This window comes from Mesobacterium hydrothermale, from assembly GCF_035818635.1.
Taxonomy (GTDB): Bacteria; Pseudomonadota; Alphaproteobacteria; order Rhodobacterales; family Rhodobacteraceae; genus Mesobacterium_A; species Mesobacterium_A hydrothermale.
This window is the reverse complement of record NZ_JAYLLH010000005.1, coordinates 1-23,312: the sequence shown is the minus strand read 5'-3', so window position 1 is coordinate 23,312 and position 23,312 is coordinate 1. Positions and strand designations below refer to the sequence as shown.

Here is a 23,312-nt window from a genome sequence, read left to right as displayed (position 1 = left end):
TCAGAGGATGTCGTCAATGGTGGTGACGGTAAAGACCACGTCCTGGTAATCGCGGTCGCCGCCACCGATCAGGTCTTCGAAGCCGACGATGATCGCCTGCCCGCCCTGTACCACGCCGGACAGCGCATGCTGCAACCCGGTCGGGTTCAGGGCGCTTTCAATGCTGTGGAACACGGTCTGACCCGCGTCGATCCCGTTTACCGTCAGTGTCGCACCGGTGCCCGACAGGATATTCGCCGTGCCGCCGGTGACCGCATCGACAAAATCGAAGGTGTCGCCCGCTGCCAGTCTGCTGGCCCAGCCAAAGCCATTCTGAACGATGAACAAACCAAGCTGGTGGCCGTTTTCGACCCCGGTCACGTCGAACTGCGGGCCGCCGGGCAGGATCTGTGTGCTGGCCGACAACACCCGCACATCGACGATGTCGCCGGCACTGTTGACCTCGTACACGCCAAGGCTGTTGTCGAACCGGGCGCGGCCCAGCATCGGCAATACCTCGACCCGGAAACCGGTCATGCCGTCACCGGTCAGGTAATCCTGGTTGGTGATCCCGTTGACCTGCGACAGATCGACGGGAGTGCTTTCATTCAGCTTCGGCAGGTAGGGTTCAAAGGTGATCCGGGTCTGGCCATCGCGCGTCACCGCCATGAAATCCCCGCCCGAGAAATCGCCGGTCAGGGTGATCGTCTGGTCGGGTGTGCCGTCGCCATTGCTGTCGATCGAAAGGGTACCCGCTGCCCGGTCGAACGTGATCGCATCGCGGGCGACCATGGCATCGGTAAACACGAACGTATCTTCAGTGTCGAATCCGTTGAATGTGTCGCCGTTGAAATCCTGCACCCGTCCGCGCAGCTCTGTCTGGCCGGTGCCCAGCGTTATGACCTCGGTTCCGCCGCCGACCGGGACCACGGTCACGCCGCCATCGTCCGGGCCCGGCCCGCCGTCATCGACATCGGTCACCGCAATGGTCAGCGCCTTGTCAAACGACAGCCCACCCACGTCGGTCGCACGTACTGTCACGGTATGGGTCGCGCTGGTTTCGAAATCGACCTGCGCGCCCGGCGCCACAACCAGATTTGCACCGTCGATCGCGAACAAGCCGGACGGGTCGCTGACAAGGCTGAAATCGTGCCGGTCGCCATCCACGTCGACCGCCGCCAGCCCACCGACAACCGTGCCTGCCGCAGCGTTTTCCTGAACCGTTCCGCCGGTCAGGATGACATCGTGCGGCGCATCGTTGACCGGCACGGCACCGATCTGCACCTGGCCCAACGCAACCTGACCCAACGCGGATTGGTCATCGGCCAGCAGCGTCAGCGTCGCCACCAAGGTTCCAAACGTGTTCAGCGGCGTGACATAGCGGATGTTGGTCGCGGTATCGAGATAGGCATTGATCGCTTCGGTGCGGCCGGTCAAGGAGATCAGCGTCGTACTGATTTGCGTGGCCGTCACACCGAGCGCCGTGCCATCCGCCGGCGCGGCAAAGCTGCCGGTATTCAGGCTCAAACGCAGCTCCAGCACGGCGCTGTCGGGATCGGTCAGATCGGTCGCGGACAGGTCGATCGGGCTCGCCACGTCTTCCTGCACCGTCAGAACGGCAGGCAGGTTCGACAGCGTCGGCGCATCGCCGGTGCCGAGGATCGTCATGGTCACCCGCTGCGCCACACCGCCGGACGAAACATAGGTGATCGCGTCGGTGACCGTATCCCCCGCCGCCAATTGCTGCACTGCCGTCTGGTCCAGCGTATAGGTCCAGACGCCCGAGGACAGAACGAAACTGCCAAAGCCGCTTTCGCCCGGAGTGGCGGCAAGATCGGCATAGGTCATCGCCGGGGACAGCACTCCGCTGGCCCGCGCGACATCGCCAAGATCGCCTTCGGTGATCGTGCCTGTCGTGATCGCCGTCGCGGGGGGCATGACCGTGATCCGCATCAGTTGACCCACGCCGTCGGTGCCGTCGCTGGCCGTCACCTGCACCTCGTAGACATTGTCGCCATTCGCATCGCGCGGCGCCTGGAAATCCGGGATCGCGGCAAAGCTCAGCTGACCGGCGACAAGCGTGAACAGCGCCGCGTCCGCCCCGCCGGAAATCGCGAACGTGATCCCGTCCCCTTCAAGATCCGTTGCGGTGATCGTACCGACCAGCGTCGCATCCCCCACGACCGAGACGGCATCGGCAGAGGTGATCACCGGCGCATCGTTCACCGGGTCCACGATCAGGGCGAAATCGCTGGTCGCCTGTGCCTGCCCGTCGCTCGCCGTCAGGCGGAGCGGGACCGTGCCGTTGAAATCGGCGGGCGGCGTGCCGGTCAGGGCCAGCGTCACGGCGTCGAACGCCATCCACGCGGGCAGCGCGCCGCCATCGGCCAGCGACAGCGCAAAGGCCAAGGCATCGCCATCCGCATCGGTGAACGGATCCGACGGCAGGGTCAGGGCAAAGGCAGCGTCCTCTGTCGCGTGCTGGTCGGCGACGGGGGCTGCGAGGACCGGCGCAGAGTTGCCATCGGCGGCCGGGATGCGCAGGGTCAGGGCCTGGATCACCTCTGCCTGCCCGTCGCTGACAAACAGCTCTAGCGCCACATCGCCCGAGAACCCGTCTGGCGGCTGGCCGGTCAGGGTCTGCGTCGCGGGTTCGAAGGCCAGCCAGTCGGGCAGCGCCGCACCCCCCGGGCTGCGCAGTTCAACGACCAGCGCATCGCCATCGGGATCGACAACCGTGCCGGCGGGCAGGGTAATGGCAACCGCCGCGCCCTTGTCAGCCAGAAGCAGACCGGGATCGGTGATGACCGGCGCATCGTTCTGCGCCTCGACCCGGACGCTGACCCGCGCGGTATCGGTCAGTCCGTCGCTGTCGGCGATTTCATACTCGAACCAGGCATCGCCGTGGAACCCGTCCGGCGGGGTGATCAGAACCTGCCCGTCCGCTGTCAGTTCGACGGTCACGCCCTCGGCGTCCAGCAGGCGGGTCAGGGCAAATCCCTGCCGATCCGGATCGCTGTCATTGGCCAGCAACTCGGTCACGAAAATCGCGGTCTGCAGATCTTCGAGGATGGTCAGCTGGTCGTCCCCGGCCCCGGGCGCATCGGCGGTGCCGATCACGTCGATGGTGACGGTTGTCGGCACCTCGAACCCGGTTTCGTTCGTCAGCGCGTACCGCAGCACCAGTTCGCCAAAGAAATCGGGCGCGGTGGTCACCCGCCACAGCCCATTGTCCAGCTCTGCCACGGTGGCATTTCCGACGTGACCAAAGCCGGCGCTGAGCCCGAGGAAGATCACCTCGGACCCCAGCGGGATGTCATCGTTGGCCATCAAGTCGGCCGGGTCGAGATCGAGATAGCTGTCTTCCAGCATCTCATATCCATCGTCGGACACCGCGACTGGCACGTCGAACAGCGGCAGCACCAGAACCTGCGCATAGCCGATACTGGTCGCGCCATGCACATCCGTCACGCGATAGCTGAACCCGCCATCGCCGAAATATCCAGGACGCCCCTGGAACACTGCGGTTTCACCGTCGCGGTAAACCGTGCCGTTGTCGCCGTCGAACACCTCGACAATGGAAAACGCGTCGCCCTCGACATCGCGGTCATTGATCAGCAGGTCGGCGAAATCGACAACGATGGGCGCGTCCTGGTCGCCCAGGAAGAACCCGTCGGGGTTTGCAATCGGCGCGTCGTTGACCGGGGCAATGTCGAAGCTGATCGTGCCGGTATCGCGCAGCCGACCATCGGTGACGATATAGCTGAAGCTGACTTGCCCGGTGACGTTTTCATCCGGCACGAACTGGTACCGCCCGTCCGGCAATTCCAGGATCCGACCGTCGCGCCCCTCGCCGGACAGTTTGACAAAGGTCAGCGTATCTCCGTCAGGATCGGTGTCGTTGGCCAACAGGTCGGTGATCGTGAATTCGTAAGGCGTATCCTCGGTTGCGGCGAAGATGTCGGTGACGGCCTCGGGGGCCTGGTTGGTCGAGATCACCGAAACCTCGACCGTGCCGATACTTTCGCCGTGGCGGTCGTCGGTCACGCGATAGGTGAAACTTGCCTGCCCGGCAAAATCCGGATCGGGGGTAAAGGTGATCTGGTCACCGTCCAGCATGACGGTGCCGTTTACGCCACCGTCAACGCCCAGGAACCGGATCGGGTCGCCGTCGACGTCGCTGTCATTGGCCAACAACATGTCCGGCGTCAGCACCAGCGTGCCATCCTCGTAGGCATCAAACCGGTCGGTCGCCGCAATCGGCGGATCGAGCAGCGACGCGACGTCAAGAAGGACCGTCCCCGTCACCGGCCCCTCGGCATCGTCGGTCAGGGTGTACGTCAGGCTTTCTTCGCCCGCAAAGGCGGGATCGGGCGTATAGCTGACCACCGCTCCGGCGTTGCCGTCGAAGAATGCGGTGACGGTGTCCGACCGGGTGACCGTGCCATCGGTGTTCGCAAAGACCACGTCATAGCTGCCGGTCAAATCCAACGGAATCACCGCGGTTAGCGCACCCGTCGCAGCATCCACGCTCATCCAGTCGGGCAGCGCGTCCCTCCCGGCCAGCGCAGCGGACCATGTGCCACCGGGCAGCGGTGCCAAACCGGCCGGCGCCGCGATGGTCACCATGCCGGGGGTCACGACGACCGTGCCGTTGGCCGCCGTCCCGAAGCCGGTGATCCGCAGCGGATCGCCGTCGTCGTCACGGTCGTTCAGCAGCAGGTCCGCGACGTTGAACGTGACACTGCCGCCTTCGAACAGGTCGACCCGATCTTCGCCCGCCACCGCCAGTTCGCGTGTTGGCGTGACGTTGAACACGATGCTGGCGGGTGCGTCGGACTGCCCGCCCTTTTCGTCCTCTGCGGTATAGGTCAGGGCAATCGCGCCGGTGAAATCCCCGGGCGCGGTCAGGTCGATCCGTTCCGGCAGGTCCCTGACCGCGAAGGGCGTGTCGTTGCCCGGCGTGATGACGGCAAAGGTTTCGTCGACCACCGCCTCGGTGATCAGCGACATGGCGGGCAGGGCTCCGTCGCCCGCCACGTCGATCCGCACCGGCACCGCACCCACATAGCGCGACGGCGGCAGGCCTGAGAAGCTGAGCGTGCCGGCATCGAACGACAACCAGTCATCCAGCGGCGCGCCGCTTTCGCGCGCAACCGTCAGCGTCGGGGCAGAGCTCAGGTCCAGCCCGAACAGCCCCGCGCCTTCCAGCGACGGATCACCGGCCAGAACCGCGTTGAACGCATCCAGTTGCGGATCGGTCGGGTCGATGACGAATTCGAGCGTAAAGCCACGGTCCGTCGCGTAATAGACATCGTCCGGCAGATCGGGCCGGGCGCCGGGGGTAAAGACGATCTGCACGCGCGCGGGGCTGTCGGTATCCTCGACCCCGAAATCCGACATCGACAGGCTGCGGGTCGCGTCGTCAAACACCAGCCAGGACGGCAGGGCCCGCCCACCGTTGACCTGCGCGCTGAACACCCCGTCGGAAATATCGAAGCTGGCGATACCGGCACCGGTGTCATCCAGGCTCCAGTCGAACGCCTCGCGGATCCGGAAACCGTCCAGAACCTGTGCCTCGACGCTGACACCCGTCGACAGGTCGGCCTTGTGGCTGGGGCTGGACCAACTGAACCGCGCCACATGAACGCCACCGTTCGACGGATCGGTCAGGAACACCGCCACCTCGACCGGGCCTTCGTGATCGGCAGGCACGTCGCCGGTAAAGGTCATCGTCGCGGCGTCGAAGCTCAGCCAGTCGGGCAGGTCGGCATTGTTCGGCGCGGTGGCGCGCACGGTGTAGTTTGGCGACAGGTATTGCTGTGTCAGTTCGCCCAGCAATGCCGCGCTTTCAAAGAACAGCACATCGCCGTCAAGGTCCAGGTCGTTGCCGAACGCCTCGGCCGGGATCACGTAGAGCGGGCCATCCTCCAGCCCGGTCACAACGTCGCCCCGCAGCTCCGGTCCGGTGTTGACCGGCAGAATGGTCAGGTGCACGACCGCGCTGTCGAACCCGCCCCGGCCATCGCTGATCGTGTATTCGAAACTTGCCGCGCCGTTGTAGTCGGACCGCGCCGCGAATTCGATCATGCCATCGGCATTGACCCGCACCTTGCCGTTCTCGGCAAAGCGGTAAACGCTATCGAAGACCAACACATCGTCGTCGGGATCGGTGTCATTGGCCAGCAGGTCCGCCGGGTCGATGGTGATCACACCGTCCTGCAACAGACGGAACCCGCGATCGTCTTTTGCCGACGGCGGCAGGTTCTGCGGCCGGACCTGGATATTGAAGTCCAGCGTCGCCTCGGCCCCGAGATCATCGATCACGTCAAACGAAATATGCGCGTCGCCCAATGCGTCCGGGGTGAAATGCACCAGGCCCTGGGCGGCGTCGAACACCTCTGTCCCGTTGAAGGACGCATTGCCATCGGCACCGATGTGCAAACCGACAAAGGTGAACCCGTCGTCCTCGACATCATAGACCTTGCGCATCATCTGATCGACGGTGAAGGTCGTTGTCTCGCCCAACTTGGCCCATTCCGCACCGTCTCGGATGCGCGGTGCGTCGTTGACCGGGGCAAGGTAGACCTCGACATCCGCCGTCGACTGTGCGCCGTCGCCGTCTTCCAGAACATAGCGGAACCCGGCAAAGCCAAAGTGGTCGGGCCGCGACAGCAGTTCGATGTATTTGCCGTCGATCTTCCACGTCATATCGGTGGCAGGGCCGTCGTAATTGTCCTTGTCCTCATAAGGACGCAGAGCCTCGCCATCGGCGTTGGTCAGCGGTTGCAGCGACACGATGCGCAGCTTTTCCGATTCCGCGTCGCCGTCGACATCATAATCATTTGCCAGCAGGTTCTCGATCCGGATGCGCAACGGCACATCTTCGATCCCGTATTGCAACGGGTCGTCCACCGCGACGGGGGCGTCGTTCACAGGCGACAGGTTGACCTCGACCCGGGCGGTGGAGTCCCGGCCCATTGGGTCACGCACGGTATAGGCAAAGAACGCATCGCCATTGAAATCCTGAGCGCCAAGGAATTCGATCATGCCATCGGAATTGATCGACACGCTGCCATCCTGTGCCGCCTGAACCGACACCAGCACAAGATCCCCGACCCCGGTTTCGGCATCGTTCAGCACCAGGTCGGCCGGGTCGATGATCGCAACCTCGTCTTCCACCCCAAGGCGGAAGATGTCGTCCATCGCGTTGAACCGGCCGTCGCGCAGGCGTGCGTCCATCGCGGCGCGGTCCCAGATCGTGCCGTCCTCGAACACGATCTGTTCGATGCCCGTCGCGGTCCCAAGGAAGTGCCCGGTCACGGTTACCGTGTCGATCAGATAGCCATCGTCGCGTTCCAGTTCGACGAACAGATCATCGCCCACGCGCAGCAGCGACACGTCTTTCTCGGCGATGCCCGCGCCCAGCCGCAGCTGGTCGGTATCGCTGGCATCGCCTGTGTCGATGATCGTGTCGGCGCCGCTGTCGAACCCGAACAGGTAGCGATCCGAGCCACCGGCCCCGATCAGCAGGTCGGCCCCGAACCGCCCGTCGAACACATCAACACCCGCGCTGCCGGTGAACGTGTCGTTGTGGATCGACCCCAGCAGCCTTTCGATACTGGTCAGCCGGTCGCCCGCGGCCTCGCCCGCGGTGCCTTGCCCGGTGGCCAGGTTGACGGCCACCGCTTCGGTGGCGCGGGTGTAATCGGCGGTATCGACCCCGTCGCGCCCGTCGATGTCATCCGCGCCACGGCTGCCCCGGAAGGTGTTGTCAGCCGCGTCACCCGCCAGCACGTCGTCGTGATAGCTGGCCTCGATGATCTCGATCCCCGACAGGGTATCGCCCGCCGCATCGCCCCCGATCGCGGTACCTGCGGCAAGGTCGATCCGGATGCCTTCGGTCGACAGGCTGTAATCGGCGGTATCAATGCCGTCGCCCCCGCGCAGGTCATCGGCGCCGCGCCCGCCCGACAATGTGTCATTGCCGCCAAGCCCGATCAGCGTGTCATCGCCGCGCCCGCCCGACAGGGCGTTGTCACTGCCGTCGCCTTCCAGCTGGTCCGCCGCATCGCCGCCCAGCAGGTTTTCGATCCCGGTCAGCGTGTCGCCCTGCGCGTCACCCCCCGTGGCCGTGCCACCGGCCAGAGAGACTTGTACGGCTTCGGTGCCAAATTCGTACGACGCCCAGTCGCGGCCCGCCCCGCCCGAAAGGCTGTCGCCCCCGGCGCCACCCGACAGCGTATCGTCACCGTCTCCACCTGTCTGCGTATCGGCGCCGCCACGGCCTTCGATCAGGTCATCGCCGTCCATGCCGGACAGGTCGTTGGCCGCGTCGTCCCCGCCCAGCGTGTCCTGGTACGCGGTGCCGATGAACCCTTCGATATCGACATACTGGTCCCCGGCAGCAAACCCGCCCTGCCCGATCAGCGTGTTCAGATCCGCGCGCACCCCGGTGTTCGACCCGAAGAACGTGACGATATCGAACCCCGCACCGCCGCGGATATCGTCGTTGCCGTCGCCCGCGTCGATCAGGTCATCGCCGTCACCGGCCTGGATGAAGTCCGCGCCCAGCCCGGTCTGGATCGTATCGTTGCCGCCCAGCGCAACGATCCAGTCGTCACGGTTGTAGCCGTGGATCACCTCGTCCAGCGCGTTGCCTTCGATGTAGTCCACCTGCGGCGTCCCGCTCAGTTCGCGTCCATAGTAGTCGGCAACGGTGGCATAGGCGAACCCGGTGTCTTCCAGTCCCTCTTCATCGGCGATGCGGTATTCGATGGTCACATCACCGCTGAAACCGGATGCAAAGCGGGCGACAAGGAACTCTTCTCCCCGGAACTCGACAATCTCGAACGCGCCCAGAGGCACGCGGTTGCCCTGCGCCAGTTCAACCGGATCCCACAGCGCATCGACCCCGACGAAGGTCGGGCGCGCGCGGTCCGGGTCGTCAAGATCGTGGTCGATCGTGCCATCGCCGTCGGTGTCGGCCTGTTCGATGTCGTAGTCGTTGAACAGCAGGTCCGACACCCGGATAACCAGCGGCACGTCCAGCGGTGTGACAAAGCCCGGATCCTCGACCACGGTCGGATCGTCGTTCGACGGCACGATCACGATATCAAGGAAGCCTTCGACAACCCCGTCGTTGTTGTCCGTCACCGAGTAAACGATGCCTGACGACCGGGTCGCGTCGATGAAGGGCGTGAACAGGAAGTCACCGTTGGCATCTTCCTCGATCGTGCCGTTCAGGAACCCGACCGCCGCCGGGCCGAACTTGAAGAAATCCGCCAGCGGGTCGATGTAGCGCCAGCCGATGATTTCCAGCGGTTCGCCATCAACGTCGCTGTCATTGGCCAGCAGCGTGTCCAGCTTGATCGTGACGGGGATGTCTTCGGGCACCAGCACCTGGTCGGACACGGCAACCGGCGGCGCGTCAGAGGTCGGGTCAAAATAGATCGTGACCTGCGCCCCGTCGACCGCGCCATCGGGATCGGTGATCGAATAGCCAAAGGTGGTTTCCCCCCAGAATCCGGCATCGGGGGTAAAGATGACACTGTCGTCGGTCTGCTGGATCGACCCGTGGACCGGGCCGGTGGCGTTTTCAAAGGTGATGCCGAACCCTTCGACGTCATAGTCGTTCTGCAACAGGTCAAGCAGGGCGATTTCCAGCGCCTGATCCTGCGTACCCCGCAGGAAATGCGTGCTGTCAGGATCGCGGAAACTGTCGTCGCGGGCGACGGGCCTGTCATTCACCGCGCCGAAACTCAGTACCGCGGTCGCGGTGGACCGCCCGCCCCTGGCATCGTCGATGGTATAGCTGAACTGCCCGTCCCCGTTAAAGTTCTGGTCCGGCGTGAACAGCACGGTCTGGTTGTCCAGAAGGACTGCCCGACCATTCTGCGCACCCGAAACGGCGGCAAGGGTCACGTCGCCTGAGACGTTGTCGTTGAGCAACAACCGGTCCAGCCCGATGACGACCGGGTTGTCTTCCAGCAAGGGATCGCCGTTGCTGTCGGTGTCGAACCGGTCGTCGCGGGCTTCGGTCCCCGTGGTGGCGGCGATCACATCTACCGTTGCGGTGGCGATTGCCGACAGCCCGCCCGCGTCCTCGACGCGATACTCGAACGTTGCAGGTCCAAAGAACCCCGGCGCGGGGGTGGCGACAACATTGCCGTCGGCATCAATCGCCACGGACAGGTCGGGGGTCGAGAACACCTCGGCCAATGTCAGGGCATCGCCATCGATATCGCCGTCATTGCTCAGCAGGGTAGAGGCGGCAACGATCAGTGGCGTGCCCTGCCGTGCGGTGAACCCGCCATCGTCCCCCGCCACCGGCGCATCGTTCACCGGGATCACGTCGATAAAGACCGTTGCCTCTCCGCGCCCGCCTTCGAGCGTGTTGGCGGCATAGGTGAACTGGGCAGGGCCGTTGAAATCGGGCGTGGCAGTAAAGCTGATATCGCCGTTGGACGACAACGAAACACTACCGCCCACGGCATCGAACACCTGCCCGACGACCATCCGGTCGCCATCGGCATCGTTCGACAACAGCCGCTCGACCCGGATCGTCAGCGTGCCGTCCTCGTCCATCGTGAACCCGTCGTCGTCGCGCACCTGCGCGGGCGGGCGGACGGTGACGTTGATCACCGCGTCGCCAAAGGCGTTGCGGTCGTCGGTGATCGAATAGGCGATGGTCGTGGCCCCAAGGAACCCGTCGACCGGGGTAAAGCGCAACGTGCCGTCGCCGGGCAGTGTGGCACTGCCGTCGGGGCTGCCATCAACCGTCACAAGGCGCAGCGTATCGCCGTCTGCGTCGAAATCGTTGCTGAGGATGTCGGCAAGATCGATCACCAGGTCTTCACCCGCAGTAACGGCAAAGAACCCGTCGTCCGTGGCCACCGGCGCATTGTTGTCCAGAAGCTCAAGCAGGGTTTGTGGCGTCCAGATCGTGCCGTCGTCGAACACGATCTGATCAACCGAGGTGGCGTTGCCGGCCAGCACATCCATCACCGTCAGCCCGTCAACGGGATGACCGGCAAATTCGAAGCGGACCGACGTGCTGCCCTGGAACAGGCGCGACACCGACACATCGGCCACCTGCACACCGCTCAGGTACAGAACGTCAAGATCGGCCAGCGCCGCGCCGCCATCCTTGATCCAGACCTCGCCCAGCCCCGGCGTCCAGCGGTAGGTGTCAGACCCGGCCTTGCCTTCGACGGTGTCATCGCCGCCGGTCAGGGTAAAGGCATCGGCCCCGTCGAAGCCTTCGATGACATCGGCCCCGGCAGTGCGCACACCGTCAAGCGCCGCGGCCCGCATATCCCCCCGGGCCCATTGCGTGCCATCGGCGAAGCGCAGGGTCAGCGACCCGTAAAGCCCGTTCAGGGACCCCAGTGCATCAACCAGCGTCAGCTGTTCACCGCCGGTAAAGGACAGGACCAGATCGGCACTGCCCGGGCCGGCACGGGCGACAGAGGCAAGATCGGCCACGTTCAGTCCCGACAGGATCACAAGGTTCTGGCCACTGCCGAAGGCGTCGATCCGGTCAGACCCACCCCCGGCACCAAAGCGGAACGTGTCGTCGCCGCGCAGCCCGATCAGCAGGTCGTCACCCGCACCGCCATCCAGATCGTCGGCCCCGTCGGTGCCAAAGATCACATCGTCATCGTCGCTGACCTGCCCGTCGGCCAGCAGCGACAGGATGTCGGGGATCGTCAGTTCGGTGCCGTCGTCCTCGAATACCAGCCGTTCGATGCCCGCCCCGTTTGTCGCCAGCCCGTCGGCAATGATGATCTGGTCATCTTGGCTGCCGGCAAAGGTGATCCGCAGATCGGGGCTTGTCGTGCCCAGCCGGGTGAACCGCAGGTCCGACGCGGCATAGCCCGAAACAATCAGCGTATCGGCGGCAGAGGTGCTCAGGTCGCGCAGGATGTCGCGCCCGTCGCCTGCCGCGAAACGATAGGTGTCGTTGCCCGCACCGCCGCTGACACGATCGTCACCCAGACCGCCGGCCAGCGGATTGTCGGCCTCGTCGCCATAGATGAAATCGTCCAGCGCGGTCGGCACACGCGCGATCAGATCGGCCATGTGCCATGCGCTGCCATCGTCGAAGCGCACGGTTTCGATCCGTCCGTCGCCCAGGGCGCTGTCGATGCGCACCCGGTCGCCGTCGCTGCCAATCGCCAGGATCATCGCCGATCCGTCGCTGGATTGTGCGACACGGATATCGTCCGGCGTGATGCCGGGGCCAAGGATAAATACATCCGCGCCACCCGCATCGACGATCCGGTCCTGATCGTCGCCCAGGTCAAAGCGATAGGTGTCGTCGCCCAATCCGCCTTCCAGCAGGTCAACACCGGCTCCGCCGCGCAGATCATCGGCGCCGCCCGCGGTCATCAAGCGGTCGTCACCGGCCTGCCCGTCCACGGTTTCGCTGCTGTCAGAGCCCTGAACCACGTCATCGCCCGCCGTGGTCGCCAGTGCCATGGCCAGCAGGTCCGACGCCTGCCAGACCGTTGTCACATCGGTGAACTGCACCTGCAGCGGCATCTCCGGATCGGGGGTCAGCCCCGTATCGATACGATCCCCGGTGCCAAGGATTTGCAGAACGATCGTCGGCAAGCCGGGAACAACGGCCACATCACCGGGCAGGATCCCCGCGCCAAGCACCAGCGTGCTCAGCCCGCCCGCGTCGTCGATCAGATCCTGGCCGCCCCCAAGACTGAAGACATAGGTATCGTCGCCCAGGCCACCGCGTGTCGTGTCGTCGCCTGCGCCGCCGGTCAGCGTATCCGCCGCGTCGGTCCCGGTCAGGTCATCGTTGCCCGCCAACCCGCCCAGACTGTCCCCGGTCAGGATGCGCAGCACGTCATCGCCCGCGGTGGCCGTCATCGCGCGGGTCAGCAGGTCGGTCCGATCCCACGTCGTGCCATCGGCAAAAACCACGCTGTCGATATCGGTGCCAACCGGATCCGCCACCGCGCCGGTCAGGCGAATGCGCGTGTCGCCGGTGGTGACGCGCAGCTCCAGATCGTCCCCCAGCAAAACGACCGCGACGTGGTCGGGCAGGATCCCGGCCTCGAACTCTATGACATCCACGCCGCCCGTGTCGGTGATCGTGTCCTGCCCGTCGTTGGCGCCGTAAAGGTACAGGTCATCTTCGGATCCGCCGATCAGCAGATCGTTGCCGGTCCCGCCGTGGAACAGGTCATCACCGGGGAATTGCGCCGCGTCATCGCTGCCGCGCAGGGTGTCATCGCCCGGCCCCCCCGACAGCGTGTCATTGCCCGCGCCGCCGGACAGGTCATCGTTCCCCGCTTCGCCGGCCAGCGCATCATTGCCATAGCCGCCCGCAATCACGTCGCCATCGGCGCCGCCGGCCAGGCTGTCATCGCCCGCCAGGCCGGTGATCGTGTCGGCCCCGCCGTTGCCGAACACCTTTTCGGACAGCGGCCCGCCGGTCAGCGTATTGGGATCGTCGTCGCCATGCACCTCTGTGCTGACGGCAGTGACCGCGACGCCGCCGAAATTCGCGGCGGTCAGCTGGGTCGCGTCGACACCCAGCAGCCGCAGGATCGGCCGCGACGTGCCATCGTCTGCGTTCAGGATGATCTGCGTATCTGCGCCGTCCTGCTGGATCTGCAGGCGGCCGTTGGCAAACGGGTTGGGCGTGGCGCTGGCCAGCCGCAGGATATCGCCCGCATCGCCCGGGGTGAAATCGGTGATCACGTCAACGGCGATACCGGTGCCAACCGCCGCCGTCGGAACATAGCGATAGGTGTCGCGCCCGGCCCCGCCGGTCAGGCTGTCCTGCGCGTCATCGGTCAGCAGGTCGCCAAAGACATCGTCGCCGTCACCGCCGGTGATCGTATCGGCCCCGCCGCCACCTTCGAAATAGTCGGCCTGCGCCGTGCCGGTCAGGCTCTGTGCCGTGGCATCGCCATAGATCACCGCGCCGTCGACCCCCCGGTCGGGGCGGACGCGGGCGGTGATGTCCTCGAAGCTGAGCGCGGCACCGCTGTCGCTCAGCCGAAGGCGCTCGATCTTGCCCGCATCGCCCGCAAAGGCCCCGGCCACGGTGATCCGGTCGGCGCTGCCGGCAAAGCGGATCGTCAGGTCGGCCCCGTCGGCCCCGGTCTGCGAGAAACGCAGCGCATCAAGCCCGTAACCCGCGATCGACAGAACGTCGTCATCCGCCGCATCGCCCTGATCGTCGATCCGCAACAGCCCGTCACCCGCGGTGAACAGGTAGGTGTCGCCGCCCGGACCCCCGCTGCTGGTATCATCGCCCGGCCCACCATCCAGACTGTCGGCCCCGTCGCCGCCATCCAGGCTGTCGTCCCCTGCGCCGCCACGCAGATCGTCGGCCCCGCCCAAACCCGACAGGCTGTCGTTGCCACCCAGACCGATCAACAGGTCTTCGTCGGCGGTGCCCTGGTAACTGTCGTCCCCCGCCGTGCCCGCCGTCGCCAGCGCGCGCAGACCCTGCGCGTCAAGTTCGGACCCGTCGTCGAACAACACGCGGGTCACGGTGCCACCGGCCAGCGCATCGGCGATGGTCAGCCGATCCTGGGTCCCGAACAGGCGCAGGATCAGGTCGTCACCGCTGCGGCTGACGCGAATGTCGGACAGGGTGATCCCGGCACCCAGCGCGACACGGTCCATGCCCTGGGTATCGGTGATCGTGTCCTGACCAAAGCCATGGCCGAACCGATACAGATCATCGCCGGCGCCACCGGCCAGCGCGTCGGACCCGGTGCCGCCGTCCAGCGTATCGTTGCCGTCGCCGCCCGACAGATCGTCGGACCCGGCCCCGCCGAAAATATCATCCGCGCCCCCCTGACCACCGATGGTGTCATCGCCGGCCTGACCGGCCAGCGTCTCATCGGCATCCGTCCCAAGGAACGCCTGATCCGCATCGCTGCCCTTCTGGCTGGCGGCCAGCATCTGCGCCCAGGTCCATTCCCGGCCATCGGCAAAGCGCAGCACCTCGATCGCACGGTTGGCATCGCCCAGCGCGCTGTCGATGACAATCCGATCCTCCGTGCCAGATATGCGCAGCAGCAGGCTGCCATCCGGCATTTGCGACACCGCCACGTCCTCGGGCGCGATGCCGGTGCCCAGCGCGATGGCGTCGGTGCCCGACAGGTCGGCGATCCGCACCTCTCCGTCGCCAAGGCCAAAACGGTACTGATCGTCACCCGACGCATCGTTCAGAAGATCGCGGCCCGGTCCGCCGCTGACGGTATCGTTGCCCGCGCCGCCTTCGACGGTGTCATCACCGCTGCCGGCCTCGATCAGGTCAGCCCCGTCCATGGCGTCGATCCGGTCGTTCGCGGCGCTGCCGGCAAGCGTGTCATCGCTGTCGGTGCCGGACACGTCGCCAGAACCGGCCTGCGCCATGGCCAACAGTTCCGCGGGACCCCAAAGGGTGCCGCCATCAAACCGAACAACGTCGACCACGGTGCCGATCATGGCGTCACGCAGGATCACGCGATCCTCTGTCGCGCCAAGCCGCAGGTGGATGTCGTCGCCCAGCGCGCTGACCACAACATCGCCCGGCAGGATCCCGGCAGAGAGGTCCAGCACGTTGGCACCGTCGCCATCGGTGATGATCACGTTGCCGTCGCCGGTGCCAAAGCGATAGGTGTCGTCCCCCGGCCCACCGTCCAGCAGATCGCGCCCGGCCCCGCCCGACAGGGTATCGTTGCCCTCTCCGCCGCTCAGCTGGTCCGACCCGGTGCCGCCCAGAAGGCTGTCGTTGCCGCCGGCGCCGTCAAGGGTGTCATCGCCGCCCTGTCCGGCAATGGTTTCGCCAAAGCCGGTGCCGGTGACCGCGTCGTTGCCGTCCCCGGTGGCCAGCGCCATGGCCCGCAGCGTGGCGTGGGTCCAGATCGTGCCATCGGCGAAGGTGACGCTTTCGATCGCCTGTCCGGCCTCCATCCCGCCGCGGATCACGATGCGGTCGGCACCGACCCTCAGCAGCAGGTCGTCCGCGCCCAGTCGGTCGACCGACACATCCCCCGGCGCAATCCCGGCACCCAGTTGCAGAACGTCGGTGCCGGCCAGATCGGTAATCGTGTCGGCCCCGTCGCCAGCGGCAAAGACATAGGTATCATCGCCGCCGTCATCGCGCAGATCGTCGTCGCCCGTGCCGCCGGTCAGCGTGTCGTGGCCGGAGCCCGCAATCAGCGTGTCATCGTCGCCCAGCCCGCTGATCCGGTCATCGCCCTGCATGCCGTCCAACAGATCGGGCAGGGCGGTACCGGTCAGGGTTTCCGCGCGATCCACACTGTCGATCACCACGCCTGAGCGGGCCGCAGCGCGCGCCAGAACGTCATCGCGGGTCCAGACCGTGCCATCGGCGAACTGCACCTCGGCAAAGACCTGACGGCTGGCACCGCGTTCGATCAGGATGCGGTCGCCACTGCCGTCGATGCGCAACGACAGGTCATTGTCCCAAAGCTCGGCCTGCACCGATGCCGGCAGGATCGTGCCATCGAACCGGATCACGTCCTGATCGAAGGCGAAGGCCTCATAGGTGATCACGTCCTGCCCGAAGCCCGCCGAGAACAGGAAAAGGTCATCGCCATTGCCATTGCGCAACAAGTCGTCGCCCGGACCGCCGTCCAGCGTGTCGTCGCCTGTCTGATCGTCCAGGGTGTCGTTGCCGGCCCCGCCTTGCAGCAGGTTGCGCCGCGCGCTTCCGGTCAGCAGATCGTCGCCCGGTCCGCCGGGTGGCAGGATCGCCGGATCGCCCTCCAACTCGACGCTGTCGGGAACGACCGCCATCCGGCGCAGATCATCTTGCGAAAAGGTGGTGCCATCGGCAAAGCGCACCTCTGTCACGCCATAGGCTTCCGACGTTCCGACCCAGGCTTCGATCTGGACCCGGTCTTCTGTCCCGGCAAAGCGCAGGATCAGCGGGCCGTCCGGATAGGGCGTTTCGACATAAAGATCAGAGGACAAGAGCGGTGCATCGAACACGACATTGACCGGCGCGCCGTCCAGAAGCGCGTCAACCGTGTCCTGGCCGAACCCTGCGGCAAAACGGAAGGTCGCGCCGCCGGCGTAGTCGGTCAGATAGTCGTCGCCCCGGCCGCCGGCAATCTCGTCCGCGCCGTCGCCACCATCGACATAGTCGTCGCCCGCGCCCGCATCGATCGTGTCATTGCCGAAACCGGCCTCGATATCGTCGCCGCCCGCGCTGCCTGTCAATATGTCGTCGACGGCGGTGCCGCGCTGCACGGCAACGGTCGTGGACACCAGCGCCCGAAGGTCATCCCATGTCCAGGTGGTGCCATCGTCGAAGCGGACCTCGGAAATCGGTGTTCGCACCGCGACACCGGACAGACGCAGGCTGTCGCCCCCTGTGGTCGTCAGCAACAAGTCCCCGCCGATCAGTTCCGTGACACTGATATCGCCCGGCGCGATGCCTGCGCCAAAAGCGATCACATCCTGGTCGGTGTCATAGAAACTCAGCCGGACAACATCGTGACCAAAGCCCGCACCGAACTGCATCAGGTCGTTGCCGCGCCCGCCGTCAATGCTGTCATGACCAGCACCGCCCGTGATCGTGTCATCCCCCAATCCGCCATGGATCGAATCCGATCCGGCAAGGCCCAGGATACTTTCGGCGCCGGAATAGCCGTAAAGATAATCATCAAAGCCCGAGCCAGAGATCAGCCCGGCATTGTCCCCGCCCGATACCGAAACGCCGCGCTGGGTCGCGGCATCGGCCAGCGCAACAAAGTCATCCCAGCTCCAGACCGTGCTGTTGGAGAACCGGATTTCGCTGACCGCAAGTGAGCTGAGCAGAATACGCCCTTCACCGCCGACACGGGCAAGCTGCGCGGTAGACAGGGAATCGTACTCGGCGATCACATCGGTGGGCAACAAGTCAGGCAGGTCAAGGATGTCGACCTCGCCCGCGGTGACACCGTAGTCAGAGAAAACCCGCACCTGGTCGAACGCACCGGCAACGCGGAAAGTGTCAGAGCCGTCGCCGCCGTCCAGCGTGCTGCGCCCCGCGCCAGCGATCAACAGATCGTCGCCCGGCCCGCCTTGCAGATCGGCGTGCGGCCCCTGCGCAGTGAGCGTGTCGTTGCCGCCCAGCCCGTGCAGCACCGGACCCCGCCCTGTACCGGTCAACGCGTCATCGGCAATATCGCCCCAGACCGTTTGCCCTGCGGGAACCGCTGTCGCCCGGGCTTGCAGATCGGCCTGCGACAGGGTCGATCCATCGGCTTCGAACCGTGCCACGAAGGCGATGGGGTTGGCACCTTCGCCGCCGGTCCCCAGACCCGCAAGTTCGATCCAGTCATCGGTTCCGGCAAAATTCAGATGAAGCCTGCCGTTGGGGTCGACGAAGACCAGCAGGTCCGCGGGTGCAAGCGATGGATCGAACACCAGAACGCTGGGCCCAAGGCCGGCGTCGTCATATTCACCAGACAGGAAGTCGCGTCCGAACCCGGCGGCAAATCGATAGGTATCGACCCCGGCGCCACCGCTAAGCGTATCGTTGCCACTGCCGCCGTCCAGCACGTCGTTGCCATCACCGCCCTGCAGATAATCGTTCCCGGCCCCGCCGCGCAGGGTATCATCGCCCAACAGGCCGCTCAGGTAATCGTCGCCGACGTCGCCCGTCAGCGTGTCGTCAACCGGATCGGTCGGGGCAAGGATTTGCTGGCCTTGCGGGTTTGGTGCACCGGCCATCGCCTGCAGTTGCGCCAGCGTCCAGACAGTGCCGTCATCGAACAGCACGTCATCAATGCCGCCGGTCGCAGGCGCCGCAAGGTTGCCGCCAACAACGGTCAGGCGGTCGCCGCTGGCGAATTTCAACAACAGGTCCGCTTCGTCCGGACCGGCGCGTTCGATCGTGACATCGGAAACGGCAATGGATGCGTCGAACACAACGCGATCAACGTTGACACCGGTTGCGTTGCTGCCGCCGTCGTCGATCGTGTCCTGACCAAAGCCCGCGCCAAAGCGATAGGTGTCGTTGCCGTCGCGCCCTTGCAAAAGATCGTTGCCATTGCCGCCGTCCAGCGTTTCGCCACCCTGTCCACCGGTCAGGGTGTCGTTGCCGCCCGCGCCCTGCATCAGGCTGGCGGTCTGGCGCAGGCCCAGTAGCTGGTCGTCACCTGCGCCACCGGCCAAAACGTTGGTCGCCGGATCGCCCTGCTGCACCAGCCCCTCGGCCCCGGGCCAGGGCTGTGCGGCCGCCATCATCGCATCATGCGTCCAGCTTGTGCCATCGGCGACGAACGTCACGGATTCGACCCGCTTTTCGCCCCCGGCCACGGTGCCAAGAATGCGCAGCCGATCCCCACCTGCAACGGTCAGGACAAGATCGTCACCGTCCAGGTAAACCGTGACATCGGCGACTGTGATCGTCGCGTCAAAGACAACCGCATCCGTGCCCGACAAGAACGACGACCCGACCTTTTCGTCGATCACGTCATGCCCGAACCCAAGGCCAAAGCGATAGGTATCGTCGCGCGCGCCACCCGTCAGCCAGTCATTGCCCGCGCCCCCCTCAAGCGTGTCGGAATGATCGCCCCCGTCCAGCGTATCGTTGCCGTCACCGCCCATCAGGCTGTCGTCGTTGCTGCCACCTTCGATACGGTCGAAACCGGCGCCGCCCGACAGCGTATCATTGCCCGTATCCCCCAGGATCGTGTCGTCGCCCGCATCGCCGCCAAGGTCGTCGGCCTGTGCCCCACCGGCAATTGAATCCGCGCCCGCCCCCCCGGTGATCGTATCGTCGCCGCCATTGCCCTGAACGGTATCGTTGCCCGCCAGCGCATCGATGGCATTCGCCGCATCATCGCCCGCCAGGCTGTCATCACCCGCTGTCCCCGTCGCAAGCCTTGTCAGAAGATCGGCCCGCGACAGGGTGCGGCCATCGTCAAAACGCAACGTTTCAATGAAATACCGGTCACTCAACAGGCCATTGGCGATCAGCAAGCGGTCTTCACCGGCGCCAAACCGCAGCTCGATCCCGTCACTCACGGCACGCGCTTGCAGATCGTCCAGCGACAGGCCCGCGCCAAAGACAATCTCGTCGGCGCCAGACGCATAACTGGGCGCGTTGTCAGACAACGTATCGTGCCCGAAACCGGCCTCGAACAGATAGCTGTCGTCGTTCCAGCCGCCTTCCAGGAAATCGTTCCCCAACCCGCCAGACAGCGTATCGTTGCCACCCTGTCCGCGCAGCGTGTCATTTCCGGCACCGCCGGACAGCGATTCTGCATCGAAAGACCCGGACAGGTCATCGTCGCCATCCCCGGCGACAAGCGCCAATGTGACCAGTTCGGCATGGCTCAGCTCGGTGCCATCGTCGAAAGCAACGGTTTCAATCCGGTAGCGGTCGTTGCCAAGCGTCGATTGCAGCCGCAGGCTGTCCGACCTTCCGGAAAAACCAAGGATCAGGTCGTTGCCGTCGGCCACCACCCACAAGTCGCCACGTTCAAGCCCGGGACCGAACACGACCCGGTCCGCGGGAGAGGCATAGTTCGGGCCATCATCGGCAATCGTATCTTGGCCGAAACCCGCGTCGAAGACATACGTGTCATTCCCGAACTGCCCTGCCAGGAAATCGTTCCCGGATCCGCCGGTCAGGGTGTCATCGCCCCCCCTGGCGTAAACGGTGTCATTGCCGCCTCCGGTGGCAAGTGCCTCGGCGTCGTAGCTGCCGTCCATGCGCTGATCGGTCGGCAGCGGTTGCCACGCCATTGCTGCAAGCTCGGCGTGGCGCAGTTCGGTCCCGTCGTCGAAACGCAGGGTCTCGACCCGGTAGCGGTCGTTGGTCAGGGTGTTCTGGATGCGGATGCGGTCCTCGGTCCCCGCGAACCGAAGCACAAGATCGGCGCCGTCGGCCACCACGCGCAGATCGCCGGGCACATACCCGGCACCCAGAACAATCACATCCGCGGCAGAGTTGTAGTTCGGCCCGTCTTCGAAAATCGTGTCGTCGCCAAAACCCGGTGCGAACAGATAGGTGTCGTTCTGGCTTTGGCCGCGCAGCAGATCGTTGCCCGTGCCACCGGTCAACGTATCGTCGCCACCCCGCCCGGTCAGCGTGTCATTTCCCCCTGCGCCGCTGATCGATTCCGCGTTGTAGCTGCCTTGCAAGTCCTGGTCGCCCTCGCCGGGCGCCAGCGCGAGCGCGACCAATTCCGCATGGCTCAGAATCGTGCCATCGGCGAATTCGACAGTTTCAACGCGGTAGCGGTCGTTCGTCATCGTGCTGGCGATGCGCAACCGATCGCCTGTGTTGGCGAATGTCAAGATCAGGTCGCCCCCCTCGGCGGTGACCTGAAGATCGGCCAGCGTCAGCCCTGCGGCAAACACCACCTTGTCGGCGGGCGAGGTGTAATTCGGCCCGTCTTCGGAAATCGTATCGTCGCCAAAACCTGGGCCAAGAATATAGCTGTCGTTCCCCGCCTGCCCCGACAGCAGATCGTTGCCCTGTGCCCCGGTGACCGTGTCGTCGCCACTCTCTGCGCGGACGGTGTCATCGCCCCAACCGCCGGTCAGACCTTCGGCCGTGGCATCGCCGGTCAGGGTTTGCGGCGCCGTGGTGGCAAAGGGCGCACCGTTGAAATTCCCGCCGCTCAGATCGGTCAGCGCGACGCCTTCCAACCGGAACAGCCGCCGCGCAGCGTCAAGATCGGTCTGGCCTGCGTCGACGAAATAGACATAGATGTCAGCGCCTTCCTGGCGGGCGACAATTTCGCCTGCAAGACCGGTCGCCAGGCGGATATCCAGCACGTCCCCCAGATCGCCCGGTTCGAACCCGGCAATCGTGATCAGCCCGGCGCCATCATCGACCAACGGCACGAAGGTACCGAACGTGTCGACCACGCCCGGTTGCGCCACGAACCGGCGCGGCTGCGCCGCCGCGCCGGTTTCGGTGTCGCCACCGCCGCCGGTGGGGGCATCGCCATGGGCGCGGGCAAAGACCGGGTCAGTGAACGGGTCGGTGTCCGCCACGCTGGGATACATCAGGCGCTGTGCCGCGGCCTCGTCGATCAGCAGCGCAGTGATCTCTTCCGCCGACAGCGACGTTTCCGATTCAAAGGCGAAGACTTCGACCGGGGGGGACGTGAACCCGTATTGATCGCGCACCAGCAAGCGGTCGGATGATCCGACAAAGCGGATCAACAGATCGTCGCCCTGCCGCACCGCCACCATGTCGGCCTTGGACAGACCGGCGCCAAACCGAACGGTGTCGGTGGTCGAAATCCAGTTGCCTTCCTCGACCACGTCCTGCCCGTCGCCTGGATTGAGGACATAGGTGGTGTCGCCGCGCCCGCCGTCCAGCGTGTCATTGCCCGCACCGCCCCGTACCACGGTTGTAAAGCCACGCTCATCGCCAAGGTCGATCAGGTCGTCGCCGTCGGTGCCGGTGGCCGCCAGCGCAAGGATCTGGTCCAGCGTCAGCGTGGTGCCATCGGCGAATTCGAACCGTTCGATCCGCCCGTCGCGGCCGACATTGGCGAACATGTCACGAATCGTGATCCGGTCCGATGTGCCCGCGATCGCGATCACCAGATCCAGCGGCCCGGTTGAAAGCACCTCGATTTCACCCGGCGCAATCCCCGCGCCGAAGCGCAGCACGTCGATGGCAGCGGCGTCACGCTGTTCGACATCGGCGATGGTGTCCTGTCCGTCGCCGCGCTCAAACGTATAGGTGTCGCCGCCGGAATGGCCCTGCAACAGATCGTTGCCGATCCCGCCATCCAGAACATCTGCACCGCGCCCGCTTTCCAGCCAGTCGTTGCCCGCCAGTCCGAACAGGTTCGCCCCCGGCTCTGGTCCGCTTTGCACCAGCGGACCAGACGCGACGATGACATGATCGTCGCTGTCGGTGGCGGGGATCGCGGCAGCCATCGCGGCGATCGACCGTTCCCGGCCATCGGCAAACCGCAGCGTACCGACAATTGCATCGGGGTCAGCTTGTGGGTCGATCAACGTCAACCGGTCCTCTGACCCGGCGATCAGCAGAATGATGTTGCCATCGGCGTCGCGCTTCGCGGTTACGCCTTCCAGCGCGATGCCCGGGCCAAAGGCAATCACACCAAACCCGTCCGCCGCACCGGATGTGGTGATCCGGTCCTGTCCATCGCCCAGTTCGAACGTAAAGACGTCCTGCCCGCGGCCATCAATGATCAGATCGTTGCCCAGACCGGCGCGGTAATCCTCGTCCCCCGGTGTGCCGCGCAGCAGGTCGTCGGTTTCCGAACCGACCGCATTCACTAGTGGATTGATCGCGACAAACGAGTCCGAATTGGGATTCCCATTTGGTGCTGGCCGTGCGAGTCATGCTGATG

1 protein-coding gene is annotated in these 23,312 nt (G+C 65.3%); it reads right to left on the bottom strand.

Features of this window, described 5'->3' with window-relative positions; all coding sequences use genetic code 11:
- Entirely contained in the window at nucleotides 1-23,238 is a 23,238-nt protein-coding gene (locus tag VK792_RS05060; RefSeq protein ID WP_326296270.1) for a tandem-95 repeat protein, read from the bottom strand.
- Nucleotides 23,239-23,312 lie beyond the last annotated feature (74 nt).